At 60.0% G+C, this 14,153-nt stretch carries 15 protein-coding genes and 1 pseudogene; 12 read left to right on the top strand and 4 right to left on the bottom strand.

Annotated elements, in window-relative coordinates:
* Positions 1-65: 65 nt before the first annotated feature.
* From merF to merT, 3 genes are read right to left on the bottom strand one after another with little or no spacing between them, the layout of a single operon-like run.
* On the bottom strand, positions 66-323 hold the full coding sequence (gene merF, locus Q2K57_RS15145; RefSeq protein WP_008957403.1) for a mercury resistance system transport protein MerF: 258 nt from the start codon (positions 321-323) through the stop codon (positions 66-68).
* A gap of 2 nt (positions 324-325) precedes the next feature.
* The gene (merP, locus tag Q2K57_RS15140; protein ID WP_006911918.1) at positions 326-622 is read right to left on the bottom strand and encodes a mercury resistance system periplasmic binding protein MerP; all 297 of its coding nucleotides are present in this window, start codon (positions 620-622) and stop codon (positions 326-328) included.
* 13 nt (positions 623-635) lie between these two features.
* Positions 636-986 carry a mercuric ion transporter MerT gene (merT, locus tag Q2K57_RS15135; RefSeq protein WP_112056284.1) on the bottom strand — a complete coding sequence of 117 codons (351 nt, stop codon included), beginning with the start codon at positions 984-986 and terminating at the stop codon, positions 636-638.
* A 73-nt stretch (positions 987-1,059) separates the two neighbouring features.
* On the opposite strand from merT, the gene merR reads away from it, so the two are divergent.
* Positions 1,060-1,506 (top strand): Hg(II)-responsive transcriptional regulator, encoded by a 447-nt coding sequence (merR, locus tag Q2K57_RS15130; protein ID WP_112056286.1) that lies wholly within the window; start codon positions 1,060-1,062, stop codon positions 1,504-1,506.
* A gap of 126 nt (positions 1,507-1,632) precedes the next feature.
* On the opposite strand, the pseudogene Q2K57_RS15125 reads toward merR, so the two are convergent.
* Positions 1,633-2,478: pseudogene (locus tag Q2K57_RS15125) on the bottom strand (IS5 family transposase).
* Positions 2,479-3,134: 656 nt separating this feature from the next.
* Here Q2K57_RS15125 and Q2K57_RS15120 point away from each other — a divergent pair.
* The 11 genes from Q2K57_RS15120 (at position 3,135) to Q2K57_RS15070 (ending at position 13,892) form a co-directional block, all read left to right on the top strand.
* Positions 3,135-3,881 carry a TVP38/TMEM64 family protein gene (locus tag Q2K57_RS15120; protein ID WP_205742751.1) on the top strand — a complete coding sequence of 249 codons (747 nt, stop codon included), beginning with the start codon at positions 3,135-3,137 and terminating at the stop codon, positions 3,879-3,881.
* 394 nt (positions 3,882-4,275) lie between these two features.
* Positions 4,276-4,614: a cation transporter gene (locus tag Q2K57_RS15115; RefSeq protein ID WP_112056292.1), complete on the top strand. Its 339-nt coding sequence runs from the start codon at positions 4,276-4,278 to the stop codon at positions 4,612-4,614.
* Positions 4,615-4,800: 186 nt separating this feature from the next.
* Complete coding sequence (locus Q2K57_RS18380) at positions 4,801-4,953, top strand: transposase (protein ID WP_112056372.1); 153 nt, start codon at positions 4,801-4,803, stop codon at positions 4,951-4,953.
* A gap of 200 nt (positions 4,954-5,153) precedes the next feature.
* A complete protein-coding gene (locus Q2K57_RS15105; RefSeq protein WP_112056293.1) occupies positions 5,154-5,516 on the top strand; it encodes an NADH-quinone oxidoreductase subunit A in 363 nt (120 codons plus the stop codon).
* Positions 5,517-5,566: 50 nt separating this feature from the next.
* On the top strand, positions 5,567-7,486 hold the full coding sequence (locus Q2K57_RS15100; protein WP_304525587.1) for a heavy metal-binding domain-containing protein: 1,920 nt from the start codon (positions 5,567-5,569) through the stop codon (positions 7,484-7,486).
* Positions 7,483-8,379 (top strand): complex I subunit 1 family protein, encoded by an 897-nt coding sequence (locus Q2K57_RS15095; RefSeq protein WP_112056301.1) that lies wholly within the window; start codon positions 7,483-7,485, stop codon positions 8,377-8,379. Before Q2K57_RS15100 ends, Q2K57_RS15095 begins: the two co-directional genes overlap by 4 nt.
* Complete coding sequence (locus Q2K57_RS15090) at positions 8,379-8,915, top strand: NADH-quinone oxidoreductase subunit J (RefSeq protein ID WP_112056303.1); 537 nt, start codon at positions 8,379-8,381, stop codon at positions 8,913-8,915. The genes Q2K57_RS15095 and Q2K57_RS15090 overlap by 1 nt, the downstream gene beginning before the upstream one ends.
* A complete protein-coding gene (gene nuoK, locus Q2K57_RS15085) occupies positions 8,912-9,223 on the top strand; it encodes an NADH-quinone oxidoreductase subunit NuoK (RefSeq protein ID WP_112056305.1) in 312 nt (103 codons plus the stop codon). The genes Q2K57_RS15090 and nuoK overlap by 4 nt, the downstream gene beginning before the upstream one ends.
* On the top strand, positions 9,220-11,043 hold the full coding sequence (locus Q2K57_RS15080) for an NADH-quinone oxidoreductase subunit L (RefSeq protein WP_112056307.1): 1,824 nt from the start codon (positions 9,220-9,222) through the stop codon (positions 11,041-11,043). Before nuoK ends, Q2K57_RS15080 begins: the two co-directional genes overlap by 4 nt.
* Positions 11,044-11,058: 15 nt before the next feature.
* The gene (locus tag Q2K57_RS15075; protein WP_112056309.1) at positions 11,059-12,528 is read left to right on the top strand and encodes a NuoM family protein; all 1,470 of its coding nucleotides are present in this window, start codon (positions 11,059-11,061) and stop codon (positions 12,526-12,528) included.
* Positions 12,528-13,892 carry an NADH-quinone oxidoreductase subunit N gene (locus Q2K57_RS15070; RefSeq protein ID WP_112056311.1) on the top strand — a complete coding sequence of 455 codons (1,365 nt, stop codon included), beginning with the start codon at positions 12,528-12,530 and terminating at the stop codon, positions 13,890-13,892. The genes Q2K57_RS15075 and Q2K57_RS15070 overlap by 1 nt, the downstream gene beginning before the upstream one ends.
* Positions 13,893-14,153: the final 261 nt, after the last annotated feature.

Below are 14,153 nucleotides of genomic sequence, written 5' to 3'. Positions count from 1 at the left end.
CTTCACCGTGGCGGACAAGCTCGTAAACAACTCACCCGATGACCGCGATGTGCAGCTGCTTGATGTCACTCAGGGGGCGTATTCCTTGATTTGATAGAGCCGTTGTCACAACAGGCGTCGAACTGCTTCTTACGCCAAATCGCATAAATGGTCAGGCCGATGAAGAAGGCCAGGGCCGGCAATAACACAACGTCGAGATAGCCCGTCAGCGCCGCCAGGCCCACCGTGCCAAGCAGGATCACCAGGATCGGCGTAAAGCAGCACAATGCCACCAGGACGGTGCCGATCACGCTCACGCGCAGCAGGGTCTTGGGATTCTTCATGATCACTCTCGATCCGCTTGCGAGGATGTCGGGGTTGATGGATACCCAGCGTTGGTGGTGGCTTCGGTCAATGCCTCCACCGACGTTCGGGCGTCGTCAAAGGTGACCACGGCCTCGAGATCCGCGTAGCTCACGTCGACTTGCGAGACGCCGTCCACCTTGTTGAGGGCGGCCTTGACGGTGATCGGGCAGGCGGCACAGGTCATGCCCGGCACCGACAGCTTCACGGTCTGCAGGGCCGCTAAGGCGGGCGTGCTGAGCAGGGCGAGTAGCGCGATGAAGGCGAAACGAGCTTTCATGGTAGATCTCCTTTTAATAGAACAGGGGCAAGACGTAGGGGAATACCAGGGCGATTAGCACCAGCAGCAATACGAGCCAGAAGATCGCCTTGTAGCCCGTCCTGACCCGTGGCACGGCACACACCTCTCCCGGCTGGCACTTTTCCACTGGCCGAAAGACGCGACGCCAGGCGAAGAACATCGCCATCAGCGCGACGCCGATAAAGAGCGGGCGATAGGGCTCCAGCGACGCCAGATTGCTGATCCAGGCGCCGGAAACGCCCAGCGTGATCAGAACCAGCGGGCCGAGGCAACACGCCGAGGCCAGGAGGGCCGCGACTCCTCCGGCGGCCAGGGGTCCTCGCCCCGTTTTAGATGTCCGCATTGACGATTCTCCTTTCGGGATGGGGGGAGCTACGATAAGGTTACTTCCGTAGCTTGGTACGGAGTCAAGCATCATGAAGAGACATGCAGATAAAGTGGCGGACACCATGACCATTGGCGGCCTGGCCAAAGCGGCCGGCGTCAATGTCGAGACAATCCGCTATTACCAGCGACGAGGGCTATTATCGGAGCCCGAACGACCTCCCGGAGGTATTCGACGCTATAGTGCCGCCGATATCGACAGGTTGACGTTCGTGAAAACGGCGCAGCAGCTAGGCTTTAGTCTGGATGAGATCAGTGACCTACTTCGGCTGGAAGATGGCGCCCACTGTCAAGAAGCCAGTGCTCTCGCAGAGCACAAGTTAGGGGACGTTCGCGAGAAGATCGACAGGCTTGAAAGAATTGAGAAGGTGCTGAGCGAAATGGTCGACCGATGCCATGCAAAACAAGGCAATATCACTTGCCCGCTAATTGCGTCATTGCATGAAGGGCTCAGAGAAGCAGAAGACCCAAGGGAGTAACTCACCTTCAGTTCGTAGAAAACAACGCGGTCAAAGAGTCGCGATCATCTATGGACCATGTCGACAAGGAAAGTTTGCATGACTAGCTTGCCTGACAACATCCTTCACCTTCCCGAGTACCACGTCCTAGGTTTTGTCTGAAAAGTCTGCACGCAAACAACGGTCTATGCAGGCCAGGCATACCAACGCCTTGAAACTGCTGGCGAGCTTGTCATAGCGCGTGCAGACACGGCGTAGTTCCTTGATTCAGCCGATGCAACGCTCGATGACGTTTCTTTCCCGGTAGCGCGGCTTGTCAAATCCCCTGGACGCCCCCGGCCGTGGCTTTCGGAGCATCTTGCGTCTGGCAATGATCGGCTTCATCCGGTGGCGGTCGCAGTACCGGCGGAGGGAATCACTGTCGTAGCCTTTGTCCGCCACGATGTATCGGCAACGTTTACGTGGTCGTCCCACTCGCCCAGGCAAATGGACGTGCTCCATGGTAGGAACAAAGTGGCGGGTATCCGAATCCTGCCCCGGCGACACGGTGAACGTTAGTGGCCAGCCATGCCGATCGCAAAGCATGTGGATCTTGGTAGTCAGGCCGCCTCGACTGCGCCCCAGCGCATGGTCTATGGGTTCTTTCGATCCCCCTTTTTGCCGCCTCCAGAGGCAGCCCGGGTGGCCCGGATCGAGGTGGAATCGATCATCCAGGTATCCAAATCCATCAGCCCGTCTTCCCGTAGCTTGAGATGTAGCCGATTCAGGATAGCCTCGAAGGTGCCATCGTCTCGCCATTGCCGGAAGCGGTCATAGACGGTCTTCCAGGGACCATACCGCTCTGGGAGATCGCGCCATTTGGTGCCTGATCCAGAAGATCCCGTTCAGCACTTGGCGGTCATCCCGGAGCGGGCGGCCCATTGTCTGAGGCGGTGAGACGATGTCTTCGGTCATCTGCCAGCTTGCGTCTGAGAGTTCGTGACATCCTGCCATGCATCACCTATGCAGTTACGGCATCGGAAACATTAGCAAATCAGACTTTTCGGACAAAACCTAACAACTGCCCCGTCATGCACCTTGTTGCCTTAACTCATTGCTATCGCCATTCTTCCTGCTCGCGCTCGTCTTACTGCTAACCTAGAACGCCACGAGCGTGGCATCTGTGCGCCCCTTCAGCGGCGTAGCGCGCCGTAAGGAGCTAGGCCCCAATGCACAGAGCCAAGTTCATACGGCATGCCCTTCCATATAGCCAGCATAGCCAACATGTGTGACTCCAACACCCAAGAAGGCGACCATTTTATCCTGTACCTCGATGACCTAATTGCTCGGCATGTGTATGGAACTGGAGAACGGCGCCAGAGAGGGCCTCAATCCGGTTCCGCACAGGGCTGCGGTTGCGATATGAAGCCACCCGATAGTTCGCCCCCTATGTCGGCGATTACTGGGAAATCTTATGCCGACATGGCTGACTTGGCTCGTGCCTCGTGGGATGCCACCGGGGATACTGGCGTCGTCACCGGCGTGAAGATGTGGCTCTTATCCAGCCCTAACGTCATAATGGTTCGCGCTGAGGCCTCATAAAATATGCGAAGAATCAGGATCTCTCGGTCCTGACCCTGCGATGCGCTCTAGGTCAGAGAAAGGGAGACATGGTTAGCCCGCACAAGATCGATACTGGCGCCCCGAAACGCCTTTCCCGTGCTTCATGGCGACGCATCATGTTGGGCATGGCGGTACTTACCGTTTTTCTCGCCACCGCTCTGGTGCTGTGGCGAACCGGCATGCTGGATGCCTTGCTGGCCGGCGACACCCTCGAACAGGCAGTGATACGGCTTGGCCCATTCGGTCCAGCACTGGTCGTTGGCCTAATGATGATCGCCATCGTCATGAGCCCGATCCCAAGTGCCCCGATCGCGCTCGCTGCCGGCGCGGCCTATGGTCATGTCTGGGGCACACTTTACGTGGCCATCGGCTCCGAGGCCGGCGCGCTCATCGCCTTCGCCATTTCCCGCCTGCTAGGATATGACGCGATGAGAGCCTGGTTGGGCATGCGTCCCTCCAGCGGTCTTCTTCATCGTTTCATCACCTCCCAGAACGCCCTGATGGCCGCCGTTTTCGTGACCCGGCTGATGCCGTTCCTTTCCTTCGACGTCGTCAGCTATGCGGCCGGCCTCTCGCCCCTCAAGGCCTGGCGCTTCGCCATCGCGACGCTGCTCGGCGTCATGCCGGCGAGTTTCCTGCTGGCGCATTTCGGCAACGAACTCGCCTCCGACGATCTGCGCCGTGCGGGCCTAACGGTGCTCGCGCTCGGCACCCTCACTCTGCTGCCGCTGGCCTGGAAGGCGGCGCCGACACGCTACCGATCCGCCCTCAAGCGCTTGCTGCATCTGAGGTAGCCGGTCAGCGTCTCACCAAACACCCGCTGAGGCCGGCTATGACTTGCACCCCGGACATTTCTCGCTGACGTATCCATGACATCCACAACAGTAGCTCCCATTCAGCCTTGGTTCAGCTTTGTCGCCCAGGCTGATGGCGTGCGACGTAGGAGTGAGAATTGCATAACCGTGATCCAGGACTGGTGCTGCCCACCCTCTAGCGGCACACCACAATTTGACCATTGGGTAACACAAGGGTTGTAGGATACTCACACATGATAAGTGGAGGCTCCGCCTGCATCATCCGGGCTGCTCCGTTCTGCGAGCCCCGTCCGGAACGATCAGAAAATCGCCCCCCTGCAGGGAAATGACGCTAGCGAGGTCATGACGACACAGACAAGAAGGAGTGCTCCACATGTCCAAGAATGAACTCCGTCTAGGCGTGAATGAGATCCATCTAGTGACGCGTAAGTTGAAGCTCGAGCCCTGCGATGCCGATGCGTTACGTCTGGCCATCGCACAGATAGACGAGCTATTCGGACTGCAACGCGTCACCTACGACACCGACAAGTGCAAGCTCATCATGGCCTATGACGGGTCGCGGCTGTGCATCGACCATATCGAAGCGATCCTCGCCCGGCACGCCATTGAGATCAGTCACGGCTGGTGGAACCGCTTCAAGGAAGACCACTACCGGTTCGTCGACCAGAACATCAAGGACAATGCCAACAAGGAGCCCTGGAGCTGTCATTGACGGCTCCCGTCGTCACCGACGCCAGGTCGTTCCACGCGGCATCGATGGTGCGGAGTGCCCCGTATTTACGTCAGACGAAGATCCCCCACTGTCAAGCTAGTTGGAGCCTCAGCGGCTGATAGACTCTGAACCCTGGAGGGGCGAGACGAGGCTCCGATGAAGTAATCCGACGAGCGCCGGGAAGCTATCCTCAAGAAGCTATTCCCGCCCCATAACCGCACGGTCGCGGAGGTAGCTGAGGAAGAAGGTATCTCGGCGACCACGTTGTACAACTGGCGGAATAAGGCCCGGAAAGCGGGTCGTCTGCTGCCCGACCAGGCGGATGATCCCGAAGGCTAGAGCTGATGTGACAAATTCCATGCCGTGCGTGAAATGGCCGCGCTGAGTGACGCCGAGCTGGCCGAATACTACCGGCAGCGTGGTTTGTACCCTGATTAGTTCCAGCATTGAACGTGCGTCAAGCGTTCGGGCGATGGGCCAAGCAACGCCCACCGGATCATAGATTTCACCGACGTGTAACTGGCTACTCTGGAGGAATAATGAACGCTACGCAGCAATACGTTCTGCTACTTGGCCTGGCGCTGGGTACCGTGGGTATGGTGCTTTCCCTTTACAGCTTGTCCCGCGCCATAGGCCCGACACGCGGGGAGCCGGGCAAGGATGTGCCGGCGAGTTCCGGAGTCCTGTCGCGGGATCCGGTATGGGGGCGGTATCACGCTCGTTACTATGGATACGCGTTGCTGTTTCTGGCTTTCGATATGGAGATGGCATTCATGTACCCGTGGGCCGTTGTGTACAAGGAAGTAGGAATGGTTGCCTTGCTTGATATGGGCGTGTTTCTTGCCATTCTTTTTCTCGGTCTGCTCTACGGGTGGAGTCAGGGGGCTTTCAGGCGGCAATGAGTTCTGATCCAGCAATAAACCTAACGGGCGCACGGCAGAAACGTTACTCAGTGCTGCAGAAGCTGGTTTCCCGGGCCCTGGCGCGTAACCTGAGCTGTCTGATCGTTCCGGGCCCGGAAGTGGCCCTGGCGCATGGTCTGGACGTGACTGCAGCAGGCTTGCGCATTGCAACCACGCCACGCGATGCCAGCGTGCTTCTGATTGTCGGAGATCTGCCCGGGAAAATGGGGGATGCCGTGGCAGTGCTCTACGCGCAGATGCCCCGGCCGCGCGCGATTCTCATGGTAGGCGGGCAGACACCGTCGACTTTATCGGGTGACGATATCTCCTCAGACCTCTCGCAAGAAGATCTGACCGAAGCCGTAGGTCAGCTAAAGCGGGCATTGGCTGACGGTGCCTTTACAGACTCGCCGGAGGATTTCGACGCCTCTGTAATGCACGCCAGGATCGAGTATGTCTGCCCCATGCATCCCGAAGTTGTGGAGGATGAGCCGGGTAGCTGCCCCAAATGTGGCATGGACCTGGTAGCCCGCGAAGCCGGGGAGTCAACCCCTGACGGCGGCAGCGATCATGAACATCACGAAGATCACGAACACCATGGCCACGAACACGAGCATTGCCATGACCAGGAGCACCAGAGCCACCATGAGCACCAGAGCCACCATGAGCACCAGAGCCACCATGGGCATCATGAGCATCATGATGGCCATGATCAGGACCACGGCCACGACCACGACCACGACCACAATAACGAACACCAACCGGAACACGCTCCCGAAAATGCTGGGACCGAATATACCTGCCCCATGCACCCCGAAATTGTTCGGGACGAACCGGGCAGCTGCCCGAAGTGCGGCATGGATCTGGTAGTCCGTGAATCTGACGACCACTCAGAACATGAACATTCCGGCCATGATCACGGTGAACACGATCACGGTGAACACGATCACGGTGGGCATGATCATGAAGGACATGATCATGAAGGACATGATCATGGTTCCTCGGGATTCATGTCCATGATTGAAGTCACCAAAGACCTGCCGCGCAGCGCCGACGGCCTGCAGATGGACTGGCTTGAGGTGCCGTTCGGTCCGGTCTTCCCTGGCTTGCCCGGCGGACTGAAGTTGACGCTGACCCTTGATGGTGACGGCGTAACGGAGGGGCAGGCGATCTCCCTGGTGGGGGTGACCAGCAAAGGTGACAATGTTGAAGAAAGTGAAGAGATGGATGCCGAGACCTTCATTGCGTATCTGTCAGCTGCAATTCCGCTCGCGCCGGTGAGCTACCGTCTTTTGGCTTGTCTGGCAATAGAGCAAGCGGCAGGACTGGAGGACGATTCGGCAAACGCCGGTGCCCGCACTGGCGCCCTTGAGCGTGAGCGCATCGCCAGTCATCTTGGCTGGCTGGCTCAGTTAGGGCGCCAGCTCGGCTTCGCCTGGCTGACGCAACGGGCTTCAACTCTGCAACTGCAAGTCAGAGAGGCTAACCGGGACAGTCTTGCTGCCCTGGAGCCAGCGCTGCGTACATTGGGTACCCGCCTTGAACGAACGCCTTTGCTTAAATCGCGGCTGATGGGAGTCGGTATACTGCCAACGGAATCTTCTGGTTTGCGCGGCCCCGTAGCGAGTGCTGCCAACGAAGGCGGAGATGCCTGGGCGCGCCTGTGGCAGCGCCTGGCCGAAATTTCGGCCAGCCTTGACCTTATAAAGTCGGGCGCAGAACCGGAGCTGCCGGTTCTGCGCGACGTTGGCGATGTGTCAGGAACCGGTGAGGCAACCGTTGACACTCCGCGCGGCGAGGCCCGGCTAAGTCTGAAACTGGAGCGCGGCCATGTTAAGTCATACGAGCTGGACACCGCCTGCAGTCACCATATCGGCCTGGTCCCGAAGCTTGTCGAGGGCCAGGAACTGGGCGATGCGCTGCTGGCAGTCGGGTCACTGGACCTTTCGCCCTGGGAGGTGACTTCGTGACTGTCGCCATCGTTTTGCTCGCGCTGCTTGGCAGCGCCTGGCTGCTGGCTGTGATTGAGGGCTGGATGGCCACTGGGCGTCTGAGTCCGGCGGCGCCGCTGTTCAACGGCCTGGCTCACCTCGGACGTGAATCTATTGTGCCGCGCTCGCCGGACCGGGTCTTTTTCGAGGCGGCGCCGGTGCTGCTATTGGTCGTAGCAGTGCTTGGCATGGCGGTCCTGCCGCTGGCGCCGGATCTGATCATCGCGGACCTGGGCACCGGCGCGCTCTTCATCAACGCGGCCCTGGCCTATGTGCTGGTCGCGGTGATCATGGCTGGCTGGGGGCCGGATGGCGCCTACGCGATGATCGGCGGCTGGCGTTTTCTGGGCCAGCTTATTGCCTATTCCATGCTTATTGTCATGCCGATCACGGCCGTGGCCATGCGTGCAGAGTCCCTGGTGAACACCGCGATCGTTGGTTCCCAGAGCAGCTTGTGGAACATCGTCTACCAGCCTCTGGGCTTCGTGCTGTTTTTCATTGCCGCCATGGCGCTGGCGTTCCGTGCCCCCTTCGATCTGCCCACCGCAGAAGGGGAGCTTGGCGGAGGTGTGGACGCCGAGTACACCGGGGTGCGCCTGGCAGTGCTGCGCCTGGCCCGACTGACGCTGGTGGTTACTCTGGCTTCGGCGACCACGGTGTTTTACCTCGGCGGCTGGCATGGCCCGCTGCTGCCGCCCTGGGCCTGGAGCCTGATCAAGACCCTGGCCGTAGCCGTGTCGATGCTGCTCGTCGGTCGCTACCTGCCACGCATTCGCGAGGCGGATCTGATGCGGTGGTGCTGGATTATGGGCATCCCCCTGGCACTGGTTAATATCATTATTGTCGGTTTACTGATCCTGGTGGTTCCCTAATGTACGCACAGGCTTTTTTTGTCGCTGTGTTCGGGCTGGCCGCAATCGGCTTCGGCCTGGTGGTGTTTCGCACATCGTCCATGGTCCGTTCCGCACTGGCGCTGTTGTTTTCGCAGACCGCCGTCGGCTGCATGTTTCTGGCGATGCAGACCGAATTTCTGGGTGTACTGCAGATCATGATGATGGCCACGGAGATGAGCATCATGGCCATCTTCATGGTGATGTTCATGATGGATCCCGGTGGGCTTGGCGGTATGGATATGAGCCACCAGAAGCGCTTCTCGATCGGTGCCGGGGTCAGTGCCGCCGTTGTTGCCATCGCCATTGCACTGCTGTCCGACTGGGGTCCCTTGGCGGACCAGGTGCCGGACGCGGAGGCGCAGACACGGGCGCTGGGCATGGAGCTGCTCGGGCGCTCGATGATGATCTTCGAAACCGCTGGCATCACCATCCTGACCGCGATGATTGCGGCCACGGCGGTGGCAATTCCGGTGCAGAACCTGGCGAGTAAAAACGACAAGGAGTCATCGGAATGACCGCAGTTCTGATAGTAGCGCTTCTGATCGGCGCAATACTCTTCGGTATCGGTATCTATGGCGCACTGTCCCAGACCAATCTGGTGATGATCATGATGGGCGTGGAGCTAATGCTGGCGGGCGCGATGGTGAACCTGGTCGCTTTCTGGCGCTTTCTGCACCCAGAAGCCTATTCCGGCCAGATGTTTGTGCTGGTGGTGATGACGGTTATGGCGCTGGAGATGGCGGTCGGCTTTGGCATTGCCATCGCCCGCTTCCGGGCCAAGGGCTCGGTAGAGATGGAAGAAGCGCAGGACCTTAAAGGATGAATGCAGTGGTCCTGCCGATATTACCGCCGCTGATCGCCGCCCTGGCCGTGTTGATACTGCGCCGGTGGCCGCCTGCACTGGCCCTGGCTGGCGCAACGCTCAGCCTGGCGGGAAGCCTCTGGCTTCTGGCCCGGGTGGCTAGTGGTCAGACCGAAACCCTACTTATGCCCGGTCTGCCGGACATGCCACTGCGACTGGTCGGCGTGCCGCTTACGGCGTTATTGGCCGTGACGGTGGCCACGGTGGGTACATTCGTGCTGATCCATGCCGTCGGTTACATGAAGCGAGGGTCTGGTCAGGCGCGCTTCTACGCCGTAATGTCCCTGTTCCTGGCCGCCATGCAGGCGCTGGTGCTGGCCGGCGACTGGGTTCTGCTGCTGGCGGCCTGGGAACTGATCGGCCTCTGCAGTTACCTGCTGATCGGCTTCTGGTTCCAGCGGCCCGAAGCCGCGAACGCAGCCAGCCGCGCTTTCCTCTATACCCGCAGCGCAGATCTCGGGCTTTACGTTGCGGTATTCATACTTATCGGGTCGGCAGGTACCAGTGAGATTGCCGTCTCCCTGACCGCTGGTGGTAGTGCCTCGACCGCGGCCGGGCTTCTGTTACTGCTGGCCGCCATGGGCAAGTCGGCCCAGGTTCCCCTGCAGGACTGGCTGATGCGCGCCATGGCGGGCCCGACACCGGTCTCGGCGTTGTTGCACTCGGCCACGCTGGTGGCGGCGGGCGCGATCCTGCTGATCCGCTCGGCCCCGCTGCTGACTCCTGAAGCGCTTTTCGCCATTGGGCTTGTTGGTGGCGTTACCACGGTGGCAGCCGGGGTGATTGCGCTGGCCGAGCGTGATCTCAAACGCCTGCTCGCGGCTTCTACGGCCAGTCAGTACGGCCTGATGCTGATCGCAGTGAGCGCCGGGGTTCCGCTGGCCGCCCTGTTGCACTTGCTCGCCCATGCTGCCATCAAGAGCAGCCTGTTCCTGGCTGCCGGTGATTTCCAGCATGCGCGTGGCGATACCACTTTCGATCGGCTGAAGGGCGTTGGCCGCTCCAGACCCTGGGCCTTCGCTGGCTTTGCTCTGGCGGCGCTGGCACTGGCTGGCATTCCACCGCTGAGCGGGTTCTTCTCCAAGGATGCGGTTATCACCGCCGCTCTGTCTGCACAGGGCGCCGTCTGGCTCGGCCCTCTGGCCCTGGCAGGCACTCTGCTGACCGGCGCCTATATGGCCCGGGCTTTACGCTTGCTCTGGCAGAGCTCCGGCGATACCCGGCCGGTCGCCGGTACTGGCTGGATGCGCGCTGGCATCTGGGGTCTGGCGATCCCCGCCGCAGGCCTGGGTCTGGCCTTTGGTCCACTCGAAACAATGCTTGATCTGCCGGTGCCGGAAACCACAGGTATCGGCGCCATATTGTCCGGACTCGTCGCCGCCTTGGGTGGTCTGGCGCTGGGCTGGCTAGTGCCGGTCAAGCGTCTGCTTGGGCCTGCCCATCAATGGGCAGCATCGGGGCTAGTGGTTGCGGGCGGGCTCACCGCCTGGGTAGGTCGGCCCGTAATGGCTGTTGCCCGGCGGTGTGACCGTCTGGAAGGCCACCTTTATGCGGCCGCGCTTGGCGTCGGTCGCGCCAATCTGGCGGTGGGTCGCTGGGTTCGGGGCGGGGATGAGCGTGGTATCGACGGTCTGATCTTCGCCCTGGTGGCCGGTGTGCGGGCCCTGGGCGCGCGGGCGAGAACCCTGCAAAGCGGCCTGATCCATCACAGCCTGGCGATCAGCGCCGTAGCCACCGCTGTGCTCCTTGTCATCCTGTTTTCAGCTTCACTGAGTTTCTAAAGGAACCCTGTATTCATGCTACCACTCGTATCTCTGACCTTGTTTTTGCCTCTCGCCGGCGCCGTGCTGATTCTGTGTTTGCCGAAGCCGACGGCGCGGACAGTGCATGGCATAGCGATCGTCAGTGCCGCCCTGACTCTGGTCGGCGCTCTGGCCATGTGGCTGCAGGGGGTGAGTGGTGAGGGCTTTTCCCAGGTTGAAGAGCTGGAATGGATGCCGGCCATCGGCGCCGCTTATCGGGTCGGGGTTGATGGCATAAGCCTGCCGCTGGTGCTACTGAGTGCCGTGCTTTTCCTGGTTGCACTCATCTACGCCTCGTCGCTTCGCGATCGCCCGCGGGCCTACGTGGCCCTGGTCCTGCTTCTTGAGACCACGGCGATCGGTACCTTTACCGCCCTGGACGGGATTCTGTTCTATGTGTTCTTTGAAGTTTCCCTGGTGTCGATGTATTTCATGATCGCAGGGTGGGGACACGAAGACAGGCAACGTGCAGCGCTGATGTTCTTTATCTACACCCTGCTGGGCAGCCTGCCATTGTTGCTTGCTATTCTGGGGCTTTACCTCGGCAGCCCTGATCCTACCTTCGATATGCGGGCCTGGATTGCCCATCCTCCGCTGGAGGGGGCGGCGGCCATGTGGGCGCTGATCGCCATGCTGATTACCTTTGCGGTCAAGATTCCCGCCGTACCGTTGCATACCTGGCTGCCGGCAGCCCATGTTCAGGCGTCGACCGTTGGTAGCGTCATCCTGGCTGGCATCATGTTGAAATTCGGGACTTACGGGCTTGTGCGCTTCGCCCTGCAAATGACCCCTGACGCTTTCCGCGAAGCCGGAATCGTTGTTCTGTTCTTCGGTGTCGTCAGCGCGATTTACGGCGCCTTTGCCGCCCTGGCACAGACGGATCTCAAGCGCCTGGTGGCCTATACCTCAGTCAACCACATGGGCTACGTGATCGTCGGCGTCGCCGCGGCTGCGCTAACACTGGATCCTGCCGTGCGTGCCACCGCTCTGGACGGTGCCGTGCTGCAGATGTTCAGTCACGGTCTGGTCACCGGTGCCCTGTTTTTCCTGGTGGGCATGATCCAGGAGCGTGCCCAGACCCGCGAAATGAGCGAGTTTGGTGGCCTGCTCAAAACAGTTCCGCTGCTTGGCTGGCTCTTTGTGCTGGCAGCTTTCGCGTCTCTGGGTCTCCCGGGCCTCGCGCACTTCCCGGCTGAGTTCCAGATATTCCTCGCGACTCTCGGTACCACTCCCATTGCCGTTATCGTGATTCTGGGCATTGCCATTATCGCCGGAACCTTTCTCAAGGCACTGCGTGAAACCTTTCTGGGTGAGCCCCGGGAGCGCTGGAATAAAATGCCGGATCTGAGCCCGCGCGAAATTCTCGCTGTGGCGCCCCTGCTAGTGCTCACTGTCGCCACAGGTGTTGCGCCGTCCTGGGTGCTGGACATCATTCACCGGACCACATCGGTACTGGTGCTGTAATGGGTCGAGATCTCGCATTATTAATCCCGGAAATTGCCGTCCTGTTGACGGCTGTCGGTGCGCTGATCGCGGAAATGCTGCGCCGACCCCGAATTTCGCTGGCTGTCGCCGTCATCGGCTTGCTCGTTGCCACGGGGCTGACCCTGCGCCTGCTGGGCACAGACACAACGGTGTTTGGAGGCAGCTTTCGAATCGATGCTCTGAGCATCTGGGCCAAGCTTATTTTGCTGCCTGCTACAGTGCTTTCGATGCTGTTGGCGCGGGTGGATGTTCGGGGGAGCGCCCGCGAAGGTACGGTCTATAGCCTGCTGATCTTTGCCACCCTCGGCGCCCTGGTTCTGGCAGGGGCAGGGGATACCATGTTCCTGGTACTGGGTACACTGCTGACCGGCCTGGCCACCTTTGCCCTGGTTGCCTATCCGGATACTGATCCGGCGACCGAAGCTGCGATGAAATTCTTTGTATTCGCTTCGGTCACCACATCGATCATGATTTTCGGCCTGAGTTACTGGTTCGGCGCTTCGGGCTCCACACTGATTGCCGATCTGCCGGGGATGGATACGATGCCGATGGCTGTCATTCTCGGGTTCGTGGCTGTTGTTGTTGGTCTGGGCTACAAGGCATCGCTGGTTCCGTTTCATTTCTGGGCGCCAGATGCCTACGAGGGCGGGCCCCTCTCGATTGCAGCTTATCTGTCTGTAGTGCCCAAGGTTGGCGCCCTGTTTGCGCTAACGCAGGTGGTTCGTGACCTGCCCCCGGAAACCGGTTGGACTGCCGTCATTGCGGGCCTCGCGGTTCTCAGCATGACCTATGGCTATCTCGCTGCACTGGTGCAGGACAACGTCATCCGGCTGCTGGCCTATTCGTCGATTGCCCAGTCCGGTTATTTTCTTCTGGGCATTGTGGCGGTGGGCTCAAGTGAGCTTGCACTACCATCGATCATTCTGTTTGCCGCCGCCTATGCGGCCATGAACCTGGGTGCTTTCGCGGTTGCCGCCGCAACCGGGCGCACTCTGAACGATTTTGACGGGCTGGGACGTGCACGGCCGATTATGGGTATTGCAATGGTGATCTTCCTGCTGTCGCTGGTCGGCATTCCGCCGCTGGCCGGCTTCGTCGGCAAATTCATGCTCTTTGCTGCTGCCATCGACGTCCAGTTCACCTGGCTGGCAATCATAGCGATCGTCAACAGCGTGCTCTCGCTCGCGGTGTATCTACGCATCGTAGTGCCAATGTACCGGACGGCGGAAAAGACAACCATTTCACCGGGCACATGGCCCGGCATCGTGGTCATGATCACGTTTGCCGCCACACTGATCATCGGACTGGCCGCTCAGATTTTCCTAGCGGGACTGGCGACGTGATCGGACTCGCTATCAAAACGTCCGAGACCATAGACTCACGGACTGGCGGAGCATCTAGGTATCGTTCTTTAGGCTTTGACACCTGGACTCAGGACAATAAACTTCTTATAGCTGCGCCTCTCCTTATAGGCGCATCAGCAGGTTAGCAGTATTTCGGAGGTCGGGCTCACGGGTCTATGTAGTTATAACCCGGCAATTTCACAGATCATCCATCCTCCCCGTCTGACGAACAAGGCGCATTGCTTCGTGTTGCTCCAGCTC

Origin of the sequence: Halomonas sp. I5-271120 (assembly GCF_030553075.1) — a bacterium.
Taxonomy (GTDB): Bacteria; Pseudomonadota; Gammaproteobacteria; order Pseudomonadales; family Halomonadaceae; genus Onishia; species Onishia taeanensis_A.
The sequence above is the reverse complement of the archived record's forward strand: the minus strand, read 5'-3'. Positions and strand labels throughout refer to the sequence as shown.

Excerpts from the sequence above, each read along its gene's own strand:
- merP (WP_006911918.1), bottom strand. The coding sequence starts at position 622 with ATGAAAGCTCGTTTCGCCTTCATCGCGCTACTCGCCCTGCTCAGCACG.
- Q2K57_RS15075 (WP_112056309.1), top strand. The coding sequence starts at position 11,059 with ATGCTACCACTCGTATCTCTGACCTTGTTTTTGCCTCTCGCCGGCGCC.
- Q2K57_RS15080 (WP_112056307.1), top strand. The coding sequence starts at position 9,220 with ATGAATGCAGTGGTCCTGCCGATATTACCGCCGCTGATCGCCGCCCTG.
- Q2K57_RS15070 (WP_112056311.1), top strand. The coding sequence starts at position 12,528 with ATGGGTCGAGATCTCGCATTATTAATCCCGGAAATTGCCGTCCTGTTG.
- Q2K57_RS15090 (WP_112056303.1), top strand. The coding sequence starts at position 8,379 with ATGTACGCACAGGCTTTTTTTGTCGCTGTGTTCGGGCTGGCCGCAATC.
- merR (WP_112056286.1), top strand. The coding sequence starts at position 1,060 with ATGAAGAGACATGCAGATAAAGTGGCGGACACCATGACCATTGGCGGC.
- merT (WP_112056284.1), bottom strand. The coding sequence starts at position 986 with ATGCGGACATCTAAAACGGGGCGAGGACCCCTGGCCGCCGGAGGAGTC.
- Q2K57_RS15105 (WP_112056293.1), top strand. The coding sequence starts at position 5,154 with ATGAACGCTACGCAGCAATACGTTCTGCTACTTGGCCTGGCGCTGGGT.
- Q2K57_RS15120 (WP_205742751.1), top strand. The coding sequence starts at position 3,135 with ATGGTTAGCCCGCACAAGATCGATACTGGCGCCCCGAAACGCCTTTCC.
- merF (WP_008957403.1), bottom strand. The coding sequence starts at position 323 with ATGAAGAATCCCAAGACCCTGCTGCGCGTGAGCGTGATCGGCACCGTC.
- Q2K57_RS15115 (WP_112056292.1), top strand. The coding sequence starts at position 4,276 with ATGTCCAAGAATGAACTCCGTCTAGGCGTGAATGAGATCCATCTAGTG.
- nuoK (WP_112056305.1), top strand. The coding sequence starts at position 8,912 with ATGACCGCAGTTCTGATAGTAGCGCTTCTGATCGGCGCAATACTCTTC.